An 18,106-nucleotide genomic window follows, 5' to 3' on the forward strand; every position below is an offset into this window, starting at 1 on the left:
CTCGGTGAACGGTCAATACGGTTGTGCCTGTTCCTGCCCGACCGGAGACCGTTACTCCCCCGAGAACACTGTCAGTCGACGGCACCGACGTCGTCCGTCACCACTCGCTCTCCGGCGACGACCTCGACCGTGGCCCGCTGTGTGAACGTCTCGCGGTCGAACTCTGCGAGTCGGTCCCGGAGGGCGGCCTTGAACGCCCCGACGTCGTCGCCGAACCGCGCGGGCGACGCGAACGACAGCGAGAGGACGTACCCGACGACGCCGTCGACCGACCACTCGCGCTCGACGGCGAACGACACCTCCGCGACGTCCGTGAACCCGAACGTTGCGAGCTTCTCGCTCCAGGGGTCGTCGTAGGTCACCGCCTCGGGGTCGACGCGCTGGGGGAGGTCGTCGAGGAACGACGCGACGACGTCGTAGACGGCCGCCTGCCAGTCCGCTCGCCCCTTCGTGAGCCACTCGTGGTCGGTGACGAGCGCGACGCCACCACCCGGTTCGGTCGCCCGGCGGAGGCGGTCGAGCGTCCGCTCCTGGTCCATCCAGTGGAACGACCGCCCCATCGTCGTGAGGCGGAACGGTCCCATCTCGGCGCGGACCTCGGCGTCCGACCCGACCACCCACTCGACGTTCTCGACGTCCCACGCCGCCGCTCGCTGTCGGCCGAACCGCAGCATCTCCTCGTTTGGGTCCATCGCGACCACCGTCCCGGCGTGGGCCGCCAGCGGGAGGGTAAGCTGTCCGGCACCGCAGCCGAGGTCGAGGACGCGGGCGTTCGCGTCGAGTTCGAACCGGTCGCGGAGGTACGAGACCGTCTGCTCGCCGTAGCCGGGACGGTGCGCGGCGTAGTACCGCTCGGTGCTGTCGAAGCGTTCCGATGGAGGCACGTCGGACATGGTCGCCGAGAGTACGTTCGAGACCGGAGAACGACAAACGCGTTGTGGTTCGTCGAACGGCGGTCGGACCGACGATGTCGAACAGAATGCACCGACCGGGATTCGAACCACGGTCGCTCTCGGCGGTCGCTCCCTGATTCGAATCTCTCCGTACCGCATCCGCTCGTCGCGTTCGCTCCTCGCAGAATGCACCGACCGGGATTCGAACCCGGGCCATGAGCTTGGAAGGCTCAGGTCCTGCCACTAGACCATCGGTGCGCGCTTCGTTCTGTACTTCTCGCCCCCGCCTATGTGCGTTTCCCTTCGACCCTCTCGCCGCCGACGACGGCGTAACAGTTGCCCTCGCTCTCGTAGACGTCCGCGACGGTCAGGGTGCTCGCGTCGAGGTCTGCCTCGAACTCCGCGAGGTCGTAGACGTGGTAGAACCGGCCCACTTTCTCCCCACCGGGGAGCGTCCAGTCGACGGTGGTGTCGAACCCCTCCTCGCGGTCGAACGCCGAGTGAGTGACCGCCCAGACGCTGACGAGCGCCCGCCCGCCCGGCGTCAGGACCCGCGCGAGGTCGTCGAGGCTCGCGCGACGCGTCTCGCGGGTCGGGAGGTGGTGGAGCGCGGCGACGTACACCGCGAGGTCGACGCTGTCGTCGACCAGCGGGAGGCAGGCGGCGTCGCCCGCGACCGGTGCGAGGGCGTCGTCGTAGCCGCGCTCGGCGGCCCGTTCGCGGGCGACACGCAGGAACGTACGGCTGACGTCGAGTCCGACGACACGGTCGGCGCGCTCGGCGAGCAGTTCGGCGTGGCGGCCGTTGCCACAGCCGAGGTCGAGCGCCGTCGCGGAGTCGGCCGCCGACTCGCAGAACTCGCGGACCTCGGGCCAGGGATGCTCGCGGGTCTTCGAGAAGTGCTCGGCGATGCGGTCGTACGTCTCGGGGACGCCGCGTCGGTCGACGGTCGCCTCGCGGTCGGGCCGGTCACGGGCCACGTCGTCCGCGGGCCGGTCGTCGTCGGGCATCGTCAGATGATGCGCTTTCCGAGGCCGCTCGCGGCGAGTTCGACGGCGAGTTCTGCGGTGCGGTTCGAGCGGTCGAGGATGGGGTTGACCTCGACGACCTCCATCGAGCGCACGTCGCGACGGGCGGTGCGTTCGAGCGCGGCGTGTGCCTCACGGTAGGTGACACCCCCGCGGACGGGCGTCCCGACGCCGGGCGCTTCGTTCGGGTCGAGCCAGTCGAGGTCGAGGCTGACGTGGATACCGTCGGTCCCGTCGCTGGCGACGTCGAGGGCGTCCTCGGTGACCTCGGTGATACCGCGCTCGTCGATGTCGCTCATCGTGAACACGCTCACGTCGGTGTCGCGCAACGCCTCGCGTTCGGTCTCGTCGATGCTCCGGATACCGACGAGCGCGACGTTCTCCTCTTTCACACCGGCTTCGGCCCAGTCGGTGTCGGCGAACTCGCCCTCGCCGAGGAAGGCAGCGACGGGCATCCCGTGGACGTTCCCGGAGGGCGTGGTCGCCGGCGTGTTGAAGTCGGCGTGGGCGTCGAACCAGACGACGCCGACGTCGGCGTCGCGGGCGCTGCCGTTGACCGACCCGATGGCGATGGAGTGGTCGCCACCGAGGACGAGCGGGAACGCGCCCTCCTCCAGGGTGTCGGCCACCTCGTCGGCCAGTCGGGTACAGACGTCCCGAACCTCCGCGACGTACTTCGCGCGGCCCGTCTCGGGAGTGACGGCGTCGGGGTCGCCGACCTCGGGGCGAGCGACGGTGAGGTCGCCCACGTCCGTCGGGTCGTAGTCCAGGTCGGTGAGTTGCCGGTCGAGACCGGCGTAGCGGATGGCCGACGGCCCCATGTCGACGCCACGTCGGTCCGCCCCGAGGTCCATCGGGACGCCGATGATTCGCAGTGGTCGCGTCATGGCCGAGAGGTCTCCACGCGGCGGTAAAGTGTCGCCGGTTCGGGTAGGGGTCGCTCGTCCTGCGACCGGACCGACCGGACCGACGGGAACGAACGGTCGCCCCCGTCGCGGACGGAGCGCCTTCGTTTCGGGCGACACGACGGGGCACCAAGGCTAAGCCGCCGGCGGTTGCCGTGGTCGGTATGCGCGTCATCAAACTCCTCGTCCCCGAGGACCAACTCGACACGGTCTTCGACATTCTGGACGGGGAGAACATCGACTTCGTCGTCACCAAGGACGCGACGGAGCGACGAGACCGGTCGCTCGTCGAGTTCCCGCTGCCCACCCAGGCCGTCGAGTTCGTCCTCCGGAAACTCCGCGAGGCGGGAATCGACGACCACGAGTACACCATCATCGCGAGCGCCGAGACCGCCAAGACCGAACACTACCACGAACTCGAAGACCGGTTCGTCGCCGGCGTCGAGGAGGACGACTCGGTCGCTCCCGAGGAGATCCGCGCGAAAGCGCTGGACATGTACCGCAACGCGCTCACCTACTACTCGCTGACCGCGTTCTCGGCCATCGTCGCCGCGGCTGGCCTCCTCCTCGACTCGCCGGCGGTCGTCGTCGGTGCCATGGTCATCGCCCCGCAGGTCGGGTCGGCGCTCATCTCCAGCGTCGGGATGGTGCTCGACGACCGCCGGATGATGCTGATGGGCATCCGAACACAGGTCGTCGGGTTCACCATCGCCATCGTGGGTGCAATCGCGTTCGGCTGGTTGCTCAAAGTGGGCGGGTTCATCCCCAACGCGCTCGACGTGACGACAGTCGGACAGATAGCGAAACGCATCTCGCCGGGCCTGCTCTCGGTGTCGGTCGCGTTCTGTGCGGGGGCAGCCGGTGCGTTCGGACTCGCGACGGCGTTGCCCGTCTCGCTCGTCGGTGTCATGATCGCAGCAGCCCTCGTGCCGGCGGCGGCGGCCGTCGGCATCGGCATCGCGTGGGGGCTTCCGGCGGTCGCACTCGGAGCGTTCCTCCTGCTGGTCGTCAACGCCGTCGCGGTCAACCTCTCGGGCTTTCTCGTCCTCTGGTACCTCGGCTACCGCCCGGAGTCTTGGGAGCGCGCCGAGGTCGGTGCGGTCCGGCGCTACGCCCCCACCGCGGGTGCGCTCTTCGTCCTCGTCGGCATCCTCCTCCTCGTCGGCGGCGTCGTCGGCGGGAGCGTCGCTCTGGAAAACGACGTGAACGGTGTCGTCACCGACGCCGTACAGAGCGACGAGTACCAGCAACTGACGCTCGTCTCCGTCTCGACGGAGGTGAACACCATCCAGCTGTTCGACGAGACCCCGACCGTCAGCGTCGTCGTCGGCCGGCCGTCCGGCGAACAGTATCCGGACCTCGCCGACGACCTCGCCGCTCGAATCGAGGAGACGACCGGCGAACGGGTCGTCGTCGACGTGCAGTACAACGACCACTCGCGTTCGGAACCGGAGTCGAGCGAGGCGCTGGGCGGTGCGTTCTCGGGACGAAGCGCGCTCGTCTGAGTAGAAAGGCTATGCCGCAGTCACGGGGTCACAGGTACGCCGTGCAGACGCGGCGAAGCCCCTCCTCGAAGTCGACCTGGGGTTCCCACCCGGTCGCGGTCTTCATCTTCGAGGGGTCGGCCTTCGTGTCGTGGACGTAGTTCTTCAGCGGGTTCTCGACGTACTCCGGTTCGACGGACCGCCCGAGCACCTCGTTGAGACGCTCGATGAGCGTGTTGATGGAGTAGGCGTCGCCCGTCCCGAGGTTGTAGATGCCGTCGAGTTCCTCGTCGGCGGCGAGTTCGAGACCGCTGACGACGTCGTCGACGTAGGTGAAGTCGCGCGTCTGGGTGCCGTCGCCGTAGATGACGGGCGACTCCTCGTTGGCGATCTTCTCGGCGAACTGCGCGATGAGGTTGGCGTACTCGCCCTTGTGCTCTTCCGCGCCACCGTAACCCTGGTACACCGAGAAGAAGCGCATGCCGGCCATCGACAGGTCGTGGAAGTTCGAGTAGTACTCGGCGTACTCCTCGCGGGCCATCTTCGACGCCTCGTAGCCGGTGCGGGCTTCGACCGGCATGTCCTCCGAGCACGGGTCGGTCTGGGAGCCGTAGATAGAGGAGGTGGAGGCGTAGACGACCGTCTCGCAACCGTCGGCACGGACCTGTTCGACGGTGTTGATGAACCCCTCGACGTTGACGCGGGCACCGCGCATCGGGTCGTCCTCGTGCATGTTCCGCGAGGAGAGCGCCGCGAGGTGGAACAGCACGTCGACGTCGCTCGGCAGGTCGTCGTCCAGGACCGACCCCTCGACGAACTGGACGGCTGGGTCGAGGTTATCCGCGGTCCCGAGGTAGGTGTCGTCCAGCGCGATGACGTCGTTGCCCTCGGCGAGCGCGTTAGCGAGGTTCGACCCGATGAACCCGGCACCGCCCGTGACGAGGACCCGGCAGTCTTCCATACCGAACAGCCTCGATGCCGTGGGAAATGTTTGTCGGTCGAAACGGCCTCGACGGGGGTCCTCACCGTCGGACTTATCACCGGTAGTTTCGAACCCTACTGCATGTCATCGATAGAGCTCACGTCCAGCCAGAAGGAGATCCTTCAGGAGCTCATCAACCTCTACAGCATCTCGGAGCGCGCGGTCAAAGGCGAGGACATCGCCGACCAGACCGACCGCAACCCCGGCACCATCCGCAACCAGATGCAGTCGCTGAAAGCGCTGCAACTGGTCGAGGGCGTGCCCGGGCCGAAGGGCGGCTACAAACCGACGGCGACGGCCTACGAGGCACTGGAGATTCAGAACCTCGACGAACCCGCGGAGGTACCCCTGTTCCACAACGGGGAGCGCGTCCCCGACGCGAACGTCCAGGAGATCGACCTGACGAGCGTCCACCACCCCGACCTCTGTCGCGCGGAGATCCGCCTCCACGGCTCCATCAACGAGTTCCACAAGGGCGACACCGTCACCGTCGGCCCGACGCCGCGCTCGAAGCTGCTCATCGAGGGCGAGGTCGACGGGAAAGACGAGACCAGCAACGTCCTCGTCGTCTCGACGACGTCGATGGAAGCGCCCGCCGGCGAACCCGAACACTAGTCGCCCGGCCCGTCACTCGTCGCCCGACCCCGGGTCGTCGGCAGTCCCGGCACGTCTGCCACGACGAGTGCGCACCGTTCGCCGTGGTAACACGACGTTCGCCACCGTATCACGTTCTCTATCCAAAGCCTTTGTATCCGATGCCGTTGGAGAGTTGGACATGACTGAGAACGTCGTGGTCCTCGGGTCCGGGTACGCCGGGGCAGGCGCGGTCAAGAGCATCGAGAAGAAACTCGGCGACCGCGTCGACCTGACGTGGGTCTCGGACGTGGACCACCACCTGGTGCTCCACGAGGCCCACCGCTGTATCCGCAACCCGCGGGTCAAAGAGAAGATCGCAATCCCCGTCGACGACATCAAGAAGCCGAGCACGCGCTTCGTGCAGGCGGAGGTCACCAACGTCGACACCGACGAACAGGTCGTCGAACTCGACGACGGCACCGAGGTCAACTACGACTACTGCGTCGTCGGCATCGGCTCCCAGACCGCCTTCTTCGGCATCGAGGGACTCCAGGAGCACGCCCTGACGCTGAAGAACCTCTCGGACGCCCTCGAGATTCACGACGCCATCAAGGAGGCCGCCCGCGACGCGACGCGCGCGGACCCCGCACAGGTCATCGTCGGCGGGGCCGGTCTCTCGGGCATCCAGTCCGCGGGTGAGATCGCGGAGTTCCGCGACATGCACCGCGCACCCATCGACATCCATCTCGTCGAGGGGCTGGACAACGTCTTCCCGCCTGGCAAACCCGAGATCCAGGCGAAGCTCGACGAGATGCTCCGCGACCGCGACATCCAGATTCACACCGGCGAGTTCATCGGCGAGGTCGACGACGAGACCGTCTACGTCGGCGACGACAAGGAACTCGACTACGACGTGCTGCTCTGGACCGGCGGCATCACCGGCCAGAACGTCGCCGAGAAGCTCGACATCGGGCAGGACGAACGCTCCCACCGGCTCCACGCCTCCTCGTCGTTCAAGACGAGCGAGCCCGGCGTGTTCGCCATCGGTGACTCCGCGCTGGTCGACCAGCCCGGCGACGAACCCGCACCCCCCACGGCGCAGGCCGCCTGGGACGCCGCCGAGATCGTCGGCGAGAACATCAAGCGCGACATCAACGACCAGCCCCTCCAGGAGTGGCGCTACAAGGACAAGGGGACGGTCGTCTCCGTCGGTGACGAGGCCGTCGCCCAGGACATCAAACCTACCGAGGCGATCGACATCCCCATCGCGCAGGTGCTCGGCAACCCGTTCGACGGGATGGCCGCCGAGACGCTCAAGAAGGGCATCGCCGCCCGCTGGATCAACAAGGTCGCCGGACCGAGCCACGCCGCGAAGGCGTGGCCGGACATGTAACACGACCTTTTACTGCACTCACTCGGCGCGCTTTGCGCGCCTCGTTCGCTGGTAAAAGCTCGGCCAAAAACCACGGCTCACCACCTCCGGTGGTTCGCCGTTCCCGCTCGCTCGTTTCACTCGCTCGCGGTAGGGCGGGTCGGCGTCATCGCTTCCGCACCGCACCCGCACAGCATCCGCACAGCATCGCATCGCCTCCGTACGTTCAAGTGCGAGAACGCGACCACCGTCGCCGTGCGCTGAGAACGGCAACGCGACGAGACGAGCGGAGTGCGACACGCGCCGTCGCGTGTGAGTGGTGCGTGTCGCCGTGTTCGCTATCCTCGACGCGACTGCTCAGCGACGCTTGTAGTCTCGCTGTTCGACGTCCTCGACCTCGTGGCCGGCCTCCTGCCACGCGGTGAACCCGCCGGTCATGTGTGCGACGTCGGTGAATCCCATGTCTCGGAGGACATTCGCAGCGAGCGCCGAGCGTCCCGCTTCGTTGCAGAAGAGGACGTAGCGTCGGTCCGGGTCGAACCAGTCGCGGTAGTACTCCGTCTCGGGGTCTACCCAGAACTCCAGCATCCCCCTGGGTGCGTGTTTGGCACCGGGAATCGTCCCCTCTAGCCACAGCTCTCGGATATCACGGATGTCGACGAGCGTCACGTCGTCGTCGCCGAGTCGGTCGTGGACCTGTGTGACGGTGACCGTCTCGACGTGCTCTTCGGCAGCTTCGGCCATGTCCCACGCGTGCTGACGGAGTTCGGTCATCGTCCGCAACGGGACCGCCCGAAAGAAAGCGTTGTCGGCGATTCGGATTAGAGCGACAGTCCGGCGTGCCAGCGGTCCGCACCGGCTTCGGCCTTCACTTCGTCCATCTTCGCGAGCAGGTGAGTCGCGAGGCTCGCGGTCTCGGAGGCACGGTCCGCGCCCTCGGTCCGGAACTCGCCGGTCGCGCGGTTGGCGTAGACGGTGCAGACCGCGCCCGCTCGTAGCCCGTAGACGTTCGCGAGCGTGCAGATGGCGCTGGCCTCCATCTCGAAGTTCTTCACGTTGGCCTGTTTCATCTCCTCGAACAGCGCCTCGCCGTCGGCGGACTCGTAGCCGTTGAACCCCTCGCGTCCCTGTCCGACGTAGAAGGAGTCGGCGGAGGCGGTGTGACCGACGTGGTAGTCGTAGCCCAGTCGCTCCGCGGCCGCGACGAGCGCCGTGACGACCTCGAAGTCCGCGACCGCGGGGTACGTCTCCCGGACGTACGCGTCGCTGGTGCCTTCGAGACGGACGCCGCCGGCGGTGATGACGAGGTCGCCGATGTCCATGTCCTCCTGGATGGCTCCACAGGAACCGACGCGGATGAACGTCTCCACGCCGACCCGGGCGAGTTCCTCGACGGCGATGGCGGCGGAGGGCGAACCGATTCCCGTCGACGTGACGGAGATGGGTGTCCCCTCGTACTCGCCGGTGACCGTGTGGTACTCGCGGTGGCTGGCGACCTCCTCGGCGTCGTCCCAGTATCCGACGATGGTCTCGACGCGTTCGGTGTCGCCGGGCAGGAGCACCGTCTCCGCGACGTCGCCCGGCCCGACCTCGATGTGGTACTGTACGTCCTCGGCGTCGGAGTCGCTCATGGGCGGACGTCCGCGCCTGCGGGTAAAAGTGGGCGGTTATCCGGCGAGCGGTCCTCTCACCGTGACTGACACGTCTCGTCTGGTTTCCGTTCGTGACAATTTGCCAACAACTATTGGCGTCGGGGGGTGACCTACCGGAGCCATGAGTGACATGCTCAGCGGACAGACCGCGGTGATAACTGGTGGGTCGAGCGGCAACGGACGTGCCATCGCGAAAGCGTTCGCCCGTGAGGGTGCGGACGTCGTCGTCGCGGACATCCAGTCGGACCCGCGAGAGGGCGGGACGCCGACCCACGAGTGGGTCCCCGCGGAGACCGACGCCGAGGCGACGTACGTCGAGTGCGACGTGACGAACCGCGACGACCTGGAGGCGGCGATGGACGCCGCCGAGGAGTTCGGTGGCGTCACCTCGATGGTGAACAACGCCGGCATCTTCCGCGGCGAGGAGTTCACCGAGGTCACCGAACAGCAGTTCGACCAGTTGATGGACATCAACGTCAAGGGCGTGTTCTTCGGTGCACAGGCCGCCGCGAGACGGATGCTCGACCACGGGAACGGCGGTACCATCGTCAACCTCTCCAGCGTCGCGGGGTTGCAGGGGTCGGGTGACTTCGTCACCTACTGCACCTCGAAGGGTGCGGTCCGCCTGTTGACGTACTCGCTGGCGGCGAAACTCGGCCCCGACGGCATCCGGACGAACGCCATCCACCCGGGGCTCATCGAGACGACGATGACGACCGACGACGTCCCCATCTTCGGCACCGAAGCCGAGGAGGGGTACGTCGAGACCATCCCCTCGCGACGGGCCGGCCAACCCGAGGACGTCGCCGACGCGGCGCTGTACCTCGCCAGCGACCTCTCGGGGTACGTCAACGGGGAGTCGCTCGTCGTCGACGGCGGGATGGCTCACACCCAGTGAGCGAGTCGGAGACGGTCTGTGAGGTGCCGACGGTCGGTCAGTCGGACCCGCTCTCGGTCCCGGAGACGGTCTCCGGTCCGGAGAAGCCCGTGTAGTTCACCACGACGAACGAGACGAACATGGCGGCGGCGAGGGCGGCGAACGATACCGAGAGCGTCCGGCGAGTCGCCGGCGAGATGCCGAACCGCTCGCCGGACCACTCGGTCGCGAACAGTCCCGCGAGCGCCAGCGAGAGACCGATGGCGGCGACCCACCCGCCGCCGAGTGGCGAGGCGGAGACGAGCAACAGGCCGTACGCGAACACGAGCGCGCCGGCGACGATGGCGAAGACGTCGAGGACGCCGACCGACGGCCCCGACGTAGTGGTCTCTGCGGTAGTCACGACGACGGGGAGGTGAATCGAGGAGATAGCCGTTGCGTGAGTCGAGATAGCTCGGTCTGCCGGGCGACTACTTCCCGTCGGTCGCCCGGTTCGCTTCGGCGTCTTCGAGCGTCTGCAGCGAGATGGTGTTCGGGATGAGGTCGCCCAGCACGTACTCGGCGATGTGGTCGCCCTCGTCACAGAGGACGGGCAGGTCTGCGTCGCCGAACTCCGCGAGCGTCTGGCGGCACATCCCGCAGGGTGTCACGCCGTCCTCGGCCGCGGAGGCGACTGCGAGCCGGGTGAACTCGTCGTGGCCGTTCTTCACCGCCTCGGCGATGGCGACCTCCTCGGCGTGCAGCGAGTTCGAGTAGTTCGCGTTCTCGATGTTACAGCCCAGGAACACCTCGCCGTCGGCGGTCTCGAGCGCTGCGCCGACCGGGTACTCCGAGTACGGGACGTACGCACCCTCGAACGCCTCGCGAGCACGGTCGACGAGTTCTGCGTCGTTCATGGGACGACGTTCCGGGCGCGGTGAGAAATAGCCTCCGTCTGCCGAAACGGGCCCCGGAAGGGGCCACCCGGAGACCGGTCAGCGGTCCTCGCCGGTCTCGTAGTGGTCGCCGGCCGCCTCGGGGATGCGAGTGCGGCCGACCAACGCGAGCACGACGATGACGCCGATGTACGGGAGCGTCCCGATGAGGTCGCTCGGGACGCCGATACCGGCCGTCTGGAGCGGGTTCTGGATGGCCTCCAGCAGGGTGAACAGGAACGTCGACAGCATCGCGCCGACGGGGTTGTAGTTCCCGAACAGGTACGCCACGATGGCGATGAACCCCTTCCCGTTGACCATCGTCTGCCCGCTGCCGGTGAACTGACCGATGTTGTACGACAGCGCAGCGCCGCCCATTCCGGCGAACACGCCCGAGAGCAGGACGGCCGCGTAGCGCACCCGGTGGACGTTCACGCCGCTGGTGTCGAGCGCCTTCGGGTTCTCGCCGCTCGCACGGACCCACATCCCGAAGTTCGTCCGGTTCAGCAGGTACCACCCCAGCGCGACGACCCCGAACATCAGGTACACCGAGGGTGACGCACGGAAGAGCGCCTGAGCCGGCCCCAGCGCGTTCGTCGTCGACAGCGTCTGGAACACCGGCGAGACGACCGGGATGCCGGCGTGACGCACCGCGGGGACCGAGTTCGTCAGGCTGACCGTGTTCGGACTGCCGTAGACGATTCTGGCGGCGAACGGAGCGAACCCGAGCGCGATGAGCCAGATGGCGAGTCCCGCGATGATCTGGTCGGCGCGGAACTCGATGCAGACGACGGCGAACACGAGGGCCAGCAGGACGCTGGCGAGGATGGCCGCGCCGAACCCGACCCACAGGCTTCCGGTCGTGTCCGCCGCGAAGATGGCGGTGAACGCCGAGATGATGAGCAGCCCCTCCAGTCCGATGTTGATGACGCCGGACTTCTCGGCGAAGATGCCACCGACCGCCGCGAGCGTGATGGGCACCGCGAGGGTGAGCATCGACGACCACGGCCCCGGCTGGAGCAGGAGGTACGAGAGCGTCCCCACCGTCGAGTCCGGGAACAGCGTCCCGACGACGAACAGGAGGGCGAACGCGCCCACGACACCGCCGGCGATGAGCAGCCGGCCGTCGGTGTTTCCGAGCGTCGACTCGCCGCTTCCGGCGTCGGCGGTCGCCTCACTCATCGGTCTCACCTCCGGCGACACCGCCGTCCGAGCGGACGGCGTCGGCGACCCGACTGCCGCCCTCGCGACTGCGACGACCGGCGTCGGTGAACCGCTTGCCGACCAGCCGGAAGAACTCCGGCATCGCCACGAACAGGATGATGAGCCCTCTGAGGACCCCCACGAGCTGGATGGGGATGGTGACGTTCGGGTCCGTCTGGATGGAGATGGCCCCGCTCTTCAGCACGCCGAACAGGAACGCCGCTGGGACGACCCCGACGGGGTTGTTCCCCGCGAGGATGGCGACGGTGATACCGTCGAACCCGTAGGAGGGGACGGGCGGCTGGAAGTAGCCGTAGTACATGAGGACGTAGACGGTCCCGCCGATGCCCGCGAGCGCCCCCGAGATGGTCATGCTGGCGACGATGGTCCGAGCGGAGTTCACGCCCCCGTACTCGGCGGCGGCAGCCTGGAGACCGCTCGTTCGGAGGTCGTACCCGAACGACGTGTGTCGGAGCAGGTAGTACGTCGCCGCCACCAGCGCGAGGACGAACAGCAGTGCCACGACCGAAAACGCGGTGTTCTGGGCGTACAGCAGCTGTGGGAACTCGACGCCCGCCGGGAGGTCGTTCGTCTTCGTCGAGAAGCTGTCGGGGTCCTTGAACTGCTCGCGGACCAGGTACAGCGCGACCGACGACGCGACGAAGTTGAGCATGATAGTCGTGATGACCTCGTTGGCGTCGGCGTACGCCTTCAGCGCCCCCGGTATCGCACCGTAGAGCCCACCGAAGACGGCTCCGACGACGATGCCGATGGGCAAGAGCGCGACCGTCGCAAGGCCCGTGAACACCGGAACGAGCGCGAGCATGACGAGCGTACTCGCCAGTCCGCCGATGACCATCTGGCCCTGCGTCCCGATGTTGAAGATGCCGGCCTTGAACGCGACGGCGACCGACAGCCCCGTCAACACGAGGACGGTGGTCTCGGTCAGCGTGTACGCCAGCCGGTCGTTGAACGGCGTCCACCCCTCGGTGAACGGTGCCGCGAAGTTGCCGTGGAGCGGGTCGAACAGCGGGTTGATGGGGTTCCCGAGCGCGCCCAAGAACAGCCGGTCGTACACTCGGAACGGGTCGTAACAGAACCCGTAGCCGAAGTACGTCGTCGCGGCCGTCTCGCAGGTCGCGGTCCGGCCCGCCGCGAGGATGACGAGCGCCCCGATGGCGATGGAGAGGACGAGCGCCGCGAGGCTGATGAGGGCGCGCTCGAACGCGCTCGCTTCGACGAGTCGGGCGAGGCCAGCGCGTGCGCGGTCCCCCCACTCGGTACCCGAACGGTCCGGTTTCGACCCGTCGGAGCCGGCCTCGGAACTCATCGCTCACCTCCGTCCGTCGCGGCCGTACTCGGTTCCGGTTCGCCCTCTTCGGGGAACCGGTCGGGCCGTTCGCCGGCCATCAGCAGGCCGATCTCCTCTTCGGTCACGTCCGTCGGGTCGACGACGGCCATGAACTCCCCGTCGTGCATCACCGCGAGGCGGTCCGAGAGGCCCCGGACCTCGTCGAGTTGTGAGGAGACGAGGAGGACTCCGGCACCCGCGTCGCGCAGGCCGAGCAACTGCTCGTGGATGAACTCCGTCGACCCGATGTCGACTCCGCGCGTGGGGTGCATCGCTACGACGAACCGCGGGTCGCGAGCGAACTCGCGGCCGACGATGAACTTCTGCTGGTTCCCACCGGAGAGCGACCCGGCGCGGGCCTCGGCGTTCGGTGGTCGGACGTCGTACTCCTCGATGATGTCCTCGGCGTGTGTCTGTGCTCGATTCCAGCTCACCCGGCCGCGGTTGGCGTACGGGGGCGTGTGCTGACTGCCGAGCAGCCCGTTCTCGACGAGGTCGAAGTCCATCACTAGCCCCTGCTCGTGGCGGTCCTCGGGGATGTAGGCCATCCCGTCTTCGATGCGGCGACGCCGCGAGTGGTCGGTGACGTCCACGCCGTCGAGCGAGACGCCGCCGGCGGTCGGTTGGCGCAGGCCGGTCAGCGTCTCGACGAGCTGTGACTGGCCGTTGCCGTCGACACCGGCGATGCCGAGCACTTCGCCCTGCCGGACGGCGAACGAGACGTTCGAGACGACCTCGACGTCCCTGTCGTCGCGGACGACGATGTCGTCGGCCGCGAACACCTCGGGGCCGGGGTCGGCGGGCGACTTCTCGACTTCGAGGAGCACCTCGCGACCGACCATCAGTTCGGCCAGTTGTTCTCTGGTCGTCTCCGCCGCGGGGACGCTCCCGACGTTCACTCCGTCTCTGAGGACGGTGATGTCGTCGGCGGCGTGCATCGCCTCGCCGAGTTTGTGCGTGATGAAGATGATGGTCTTCCCCTGGTCGGTGAGCTCTTCGAACACCTCGAAGAGACCCTCGACCTCCTGGGGGGTGAGCACCGCCGTCGGTTCGTCGAGGATGAGCACGTCCGCGCCGCGGTACAGTGCCTTGAGAATCTCGACACGCTGTTGGACGCCGACCGAGACGTCCTCGATTCGGTCGTCGGGGTCGACGTCGAAGCCGTAGCGGTCACAGAGGTCGTCGACACCAGACCGAGCGCGGTCGCGGTCGACCGCGAGACCGAACCACTTGCGCGGCTCGGAACCGAGGGTGACGTTCTCGGCGACCGTCATCGGGTCGACCAGCATGAAGTGCTGGTGGATCATCCCGACCCCGGCGTCGATGGCGTCACGTGGCGTGTCGAAGTGACGCTCGACCTCGTCGACGACGACGCGACCCTCCTCGGCGCTGTAGAGGCCGTACAGGACGTTCATCAGCGTGGTCTTGCCCGCGCCGTTCTCGCCGAGCAGTGCGTGGACCGTGCCGCGCTCGACGGCGAGGTCGACGTCGTCGTTGGCGACGACACCGGGGAAACGTTTCGTGATTCCGTCGAGGTGGACGGCGGTCGTCATCGGTGGAAGAGTGGCAAAGTTCGTGGTTGTTGTGTGCGAATCTCAGACGTTCGAGGGGTCGGTCGGGACCTCGATACCGCCGTCGATGATCTGCTGGCGGGCGTCGGAAACCTGCGTCTTGACCTCCTCGGGGATGTCGCCGCCGATCTGGTCGCCGTAGACGACCTTGACGCCTTCCTGTTCGAGACCGAGCGTCGTGTTGGCCCCACCCTCGAAGTTGCCGTTGACGACGGCCTCGATGGAGTTGTAGACGGCCGTGTCGACGCGCTTTACCATGCTCGCGAGGATGACGTCGGCGGAGTTCGGCTTCGTCACCGACTGGTCGCGGTCGACGCCGATGGCGAACCGGCCCTGCTCCTTCGCGGCGTTGAACACGCCCGTCCCGGTGTTCCCGGCGGCGTGGTAGACGATGTCCGCGCCGTTGTTGTACATCGAGTTGGCGGCGGCCTTCCCGGCCGTCGGGTCGTTGAACGGCGAGGACCCACCGACGTAGTTCGAGAGCACCTGGATGTTCGAGTCGACGGCCTTGACGCCGGCCGTGAACCCGGCTTCGAACTTCCCGATGAGCGAGCCCTCGGCACCACCGACGAACCCGACGGTCGTCTCCTCGGGGTTCGTCTCACCGGCACCGGCGGCGAACTCCTGGGTCGTGAGCAGGCCGGCCATCTGACCGACGAGATACGAGCCCTGGTGCTCGGCGAACAGGTAGTTCGCCACGTTGTCCGCGTCGACCGTCGCGTCGACGATCATGAAGTCCTGGTCGGGGTACTGTCCGGCCGTCTCGGTGAGCGCCTCCGCCTGCAGGAAGCCGATACACGAGACGAGGTCGTAGTCGGGGTCCTGGGACTGCGCGAACGACTGCTGGAACCGCGCGAACTCCGACACCTGGGAGGGTTCGGACTCGTTGAACGAGACACCCAGGTCCTGAGCCGCTCGGTTCAGGCCGGTCTGGGCCTGGTCGTTGAACGACCCGTCGCCGAGACCACCGGTCGCGTACACCATCCCGACGTTGACGTCGGACCCGTCGCCGGACCCGCCGTCCGTCGAGTCGGTTCCCGTCGACTCGCTCTCGTTGCCCGACGTCGTGTCGGTGCCCGTGCCTCCCTGCTGTTGGTCGCTCTGATTCTCACCATCTGTCTCGGTGCTCTCGTCGGGCCCGCCCGTACACCCTGCGAGACTGACAACTCCTGCGACACCGACCCCCTTCAGAAACTTCCGACGGTCCATACTGTGTGACACCTACCTCATGCTCTGTATGGAGGGTTGAATAAGGTCACCGTTTTACACCTATTGCGAAACACAGTATCATGCCTACGCTCACTGACACGAAACCCGACGAGCGACGGGGCGACGCCTGGGGGCGAGGTGACTACTGCGCAGTCGCGTCGGCGACGCTCTCCTCGACCAACCCGACGACCGTCTCGACGAGGTCGTCGACGGTCTCGCTCTCGGCGTAGACGCGGACGTACGGTTCGGTCCCGCTCGGCCGGACGAGCGTCCACGAGCCGTCGTCGAACGCCAGTCTGACGCCGTACTCCGTCTCGACGGTCGCCTCGGGAAAAGTCTCGGGGAGCGTCGCCCCGAGTGTCGTCATCGCCGGTGCCTTCGCGTCGTCGGGACACTCGACGCTCACCTTCCGGTAGGGCCGTTCGTTCACCGGGGCCCGAAGCGCGTCGAGTCCGCGGTCGGCGACCAGTACCGAGAGGACGGCCGCGCTGGCGACGCCGTCTATCCACGGCCCGAAGGCCGTGTGGATGTGTTTCCACGGCTCGCCCGCGAACACCACGTCACCGTCCGATTCGCGGACGCTCGCGATGCCCTCGTGGAGCGCGCCGAGGTGGATGCGTTCGACTCGGCCGCCCGCCTCCTCGACGCGCTCGTCGATTCGGCCGGAGGCGTTCGGCGTCGTCACGACGACGGGGTCGGCGACGTCGCTCGTCCGGACGTAGTGTTCGGCGAGGACCGCGAGGACGGTGTCCTCGTGGACGACCTCGCCGTCGCCGTCGACGATGACGATGCGGTCGGCGTCCCCGTCGTGGGCGATGCCGAGCACGTCGTCCTCGGCGGCCGCGACGAACGCCATCAGGTCGCCGAGCGTCTCCGGAGTGGGTTTCGAGGGTCGGCCGGGGAAGTGGCCGTCGACGTTGCCGTTCAGCGTGACCACGTGGGAACCGAGCGCGCGGAGCACCTGCGGGGTCGCGAGCGCGGCCATCCCGTTCCCGCAGTCGACGACGACCGTCTGTCCCGACAGCGGCTCGCCGTGACCCAGCGCGTAGTCGACGACCGCCTGGCGGTAGTCGACCAGCGGCGACCCGTCGTAGGTCCGGCCCCACTCCGCCCACGTCGCGGGGGCGACACCCTGCTCGACGCGGTCCTCGATTCGTCCCTCGGCCTCGCCGTCGAACTCCTCGCCGTCGACGAACAGCTTCAGACCGTTGTCCGCGGGCGGGTTGTGACTCGCGGTGACCTGCAGTCCGAACCGGCCCCGAGAGGCGAACGCCAGCCCCGGCGTCGGGAGTTGGCCGACGCGGTGGACGGTCACGCCGGCGCTCGACGCGCCCGCTTCGACGGCCGCGACGAGGGCGGTACCCGTCGTCCGACCGTCCCGGGAGACGACCAGTTCCTCGCCACCCTGCTCGCGAATCTCCGCCCCCAGCGCCCGTCCGACCGACAGCGCGAGGCCGGGCGTGACGCGCTCGCGTGCGTCGCCGCGGATACCCGCGGTCCCGAAGAGTTCCATACTCCACGCTTCAGCGGCGGCTACTTAGCTGGTTTCGTCTTCGGGCCGCGGTCCGGACACCGTGGGAGACGACGGCGGGGCCGACAACGGACGACCGACCGGAGAGGGGTCGACGCTCGGGGTCGCTCAGAGTTCGACGCCGCTGGAGACGAGCGAGTGGCGTCGGAGGAGGCCGCCGTTCTCGTCGTACACCAACAGCGTGTCCACGTCGACGTCGAGGAGGGGTCGGTCGTGGTCGACGACGAGTCGGAACTGGCCGTCGCTCTCCTCGCCGTCGCGGGCCGCGCGCACGAGGTCGAACACCACGTCGGCGCTCGTGTCGAGTTCGAACAGGAACGCACCGGTGTACCGGTTCGACACGGCGAGGACGCCCCAGGCCGACTCGTCGACCGGTTCGCGAAGTCGATAGGAGACGTCGATGTCCGCCGCGTCGAGGGGAGCGCCCGACTCGTCGGTCAGTCGCTCGGCTAACAGCCCGTCGGGGCCGTCGAACTCGACGTTCACGACCGGTCGCTCGCGCTCCGCGGTCTCGACGTCGAGTGTGAAGTAGTCGCGCCTCATTCGTGCTAGCCTTCG

The 18,106-nt window shown here is 67.7% G+C and carries 18 protein-coding genes and 1 tRNA gene; 4 read left to right on the forward strand and 15 right to left on the reverse strand.

Annotated elements, in window-relative coordinates; translation table 11 throughout:
- Nucleotides 1-71: 71 nt before the first annotated feature.
- From M1L36_RS18595 to rocF, 4 genes are all read right to left on the reverse strand, one after another.
- Nucleotides 72-893, reverse strand: a complete 822-nt coding sequence (locus tag M1L36_RS18595) for a class I SAM-dependent methyltransferase (RefSeq protein ID WP_250875235.1) — start codon at nucleotides 891-893, stop codon at nucleotides 72-74.
- 187 nt (nucleotides 894-1,080) lie between these two features.
- Nucleotides 1,081-1,151: transfer RNA gene (locus M1L36_RS18600), tRNA-Gly, on the reverse strand.
- Nucleotides 1,152-1,180: 29 nt separating this feature from the next.
- A complete protein-coding gene (locus M1L36_RS18605) occupies nucleotides 1,181-1,903 on the reverse strand; it encodes a class I SAM-dependent methyltransferase (protein ID WP_250875236.1) in 723 nt (240 codons plus the stop codon).
- 2 nt (nucleotides 1,904-1,905) lie between these two features.
- Nucleotides 1,906-2,808 carry an arginase gene (gene rocF, locus M1L36_RS18610; protein ID WP_250875237.1) on the reverse strand — a complete coding sequence of 301 codons (903 nt, stop codon included), beginning with the start codon at nucleotides 2,806-2,808 and terminating at the stop codon, nucleotides 1,906-1,908.
- A 182-nt stretch (nucleotides 2,809-2,990) separates the two neighbouring features.
- On the opposite strand from rocF, the gene M1L36_RS18615 reads away from it, so the two are divergent.
- A complete protein-coding gene (locus M1L36_RS18615; RefSeq protein ID WP_250875238.1) occupies nucleotides 2,991-4,331 on the forward strand; it encodes a TIGR00341 family protein in 1,341 nt (446 codons plus the stop codon).
- A 28-nt stretch (nucleotides 4,332-4,359) separates the two neighbouring features.
- On the opposite strand, the gene M1L36_RS18620 is transcribed toward M1L36_RS18615, so the two are convergent.
- Nucleotides 4,360-5,271: an NAD-dependent epimerase/dehydratase family protein gene (locus tag M1L36_RS18620; RefSeq protein WP_250875239.1), complete on the reverse strand. Its 912-nt coding sequence runs from the start codon at nucleotides 5,269-5,271 to the stop codon at nucleotides 4,360-4,362.
- 102 nt (nucleotides 5,272-5,373) lie between these two features.
- Between M1L36_RS18620 and M1L36_RS18625 the strand changes: the two genes are divergently transcribed.
- Both M1L36_RS18625 and M1L36_RS18630 read left to right on the forward strand, forming a co-directional pair.
- Nucleotides 5,374-5,907 (forward strand): HTH domain-containing protein, encoded by a 534-nt coding sequence (locus tag M1L36_RS18625; protein WP_250875240.1) that lies wholly within the window; start codon nucleotides 5,374-5,376, stop codon nucleotides 5,905-5,907.
- A gap of 160 nt (nucleotides 5,908-6,067) precedes the next feature.
- On the forward strand, nucleotides 6,068-7,261 hold the full coding sequence (locus M1L36_RS18630) for an NAD(P)/FAD-dependent oxidoreductase (RefSeq protein WP_250875241.1): 1,194 nt from the start codon (nucleotides 6,068-6,070) through the stop codon (nucleotides 7,259-7,261).
- A 336-nt stretch (nucleotides 7,262-7,597) separates the two neighbouring features.
- On the opposite strand, the gene M1L36_RS18635 is transcribed toward M1L36_RS18630, so the two are convergent.
- Nucleotides 7,598-8,014 (reverse strand): rhodanese-like domain-containing protein, encoded by a 417-nt coding sequence (locus M1L36_RS18635; RefSeq protein WP_250875242.1) that lies wholly within the window; start codon nucleotides 8,012-8,014, stop codon nucleotides 7,598-7,600.
- Between the two features lie 47 nt (nucleotides 8,015-8,061).
- Nucleotides 8,062-8,871, reverse strand: coding sequence for a nucleoside phosphorylase (locus M1L36_RS18640; protein WP_250875243.1), 810 nt, complete (start codon nucleotides 8,869-8,871; stop codon nucleotides 8,062-8,064).
- A gap of 142 nt (nucleotides 8,872-9,013) precedes the next feature.
- Between M1L36_RS18640 and M1L36_RS18645 the strand changes: the two genes are divergently transcribed.
- The gene (locus M1L36_RS18645) at nucleotides 9,014-9,790 is read left to right on the forward strand and encodes an SDR family oxidoreductase (RefSeq protein WP_250875244.1); all 777 of its coding nucleotides are present in this window, start codon (nucleotides 9,014-9,016) and stop codon (nucleotides 9,788-9,790) included.
- Between the two features lie 37 nt (nucleotides 9,791-9,827).
- Here the strand turns inward: M1L36_RS18645 and M1L36_RS18650 are convergent, their stop codons facing one another.
- The 8 genes from M1L36_RS18650 to M1L36_RS18685 all read right to left on the reverse strand — a co-directional run bounded on the left by M1L36_RS18650 (nucleotide 9,828) and on the right by M1L36_RS18685 (nucleotide 18,091).
- Nucleotides 9,828-10,172, reverse strand: a complete 345-nt coding sequence (locus tag M1L36_RS18650; RefSeq protein ID WP_250875245.1) for a hypothetical protein — start codon at nucleotides 10,170-10,172, stop codon at nucleotides 9,828-9,830.
- A gap of 67 nt (nucleotides 10,173-10,239) precedes the next feature.
- A complete protein-coding gene (gene cdd / locus M1L36_RS18655; protein WP_250875246.1) occupies nucleotides 10,240-10,665 on the reverse strand; it encodes a cytidine deaminase in 426 nt (141 codons plus the stop codon).
- Between the two features lie 78 nt (nucleotides 10,666-10,743).
- Entirely contained in the window at nucleotides 10,744-11,865 is a 1,122-nt protein-coding gene (locus tag M1L36_RS18660; RefSeq protein WP_250875247.1) for an ABC transporter permease, read from the reverse strand.
- Complete coding sequence (locus M1L36_RS18665) at nucleotides 11,858-13,216, reverse strand: ABC transporter permease (protein ID WP_250875248.1); 1,359 nt, start codon at nucleotides 13,214-13,216, stop codon at nucleotides 11,858-11,860. The genes M1L36_RS18660 and M1L36_RS18665 overlap by 8 nt, the downstream gene beginning before the upstream one ends.
- Entirely contained in the window at nucleotides 13,213-14,790 is a 1,578-nt protein-coding gene (locus M1L36_RS18670; protein WP_250875249.1) for an ABC transporter ATP-binding protein, read from the reverse strand. The genes M1L36_RS18665 and M1L36_RS18670 overlap by 4 nt, the downstream gene beginning before the upstream one ends.
- A 42-nt stretch (nucleotides 14,791-14,832) precedes the next feature.
- On the reverse strand, nucleotides 14,833-16,017 hold the full coding sequence (locus M1L36_RS18675; protein ID WP_250875250.1) for a BMP family lipoprotein: 1,185 nt from the start codon (nucleotides 16,015-16,017) through the stop codon (nucleotides 14,833-14,835).
- A 142-nt stretch (nucleotides 16,018-16,159) separates the two neighbouring features.
- Entirely contained in the window at nucleotides 16,160-17,530 is a 1,371-nt protein-coding gene (locus M1L36_RS18680; protein ID WP_250875251.1) for a phosphohexomutase domain-containing protein, read from the reverse strand.
- 126 nt (nucleotides 17,531-17,656) lie between these two features.
- Entirely contained in the window at nucleotides 17,657-18,091 is a 435-nt protein-coding gene (locus M1L36_RS18685) for a DUF5793 family protein (protein ID WP_250875252.1), read from the reverse strand.
- Nucleotides 18,092-18,106 lie beyond the last annotated feature (15 nt).

Origin of the sequence: Halomarina rubra (genome assembly GCF_023699475.1) — an archaeon.
Lineage (GTDB): Archaea > Halobacteriota > Halobacteria > Halobacteriales > Haloarculaceae > Halomarina > Halomarina rubra.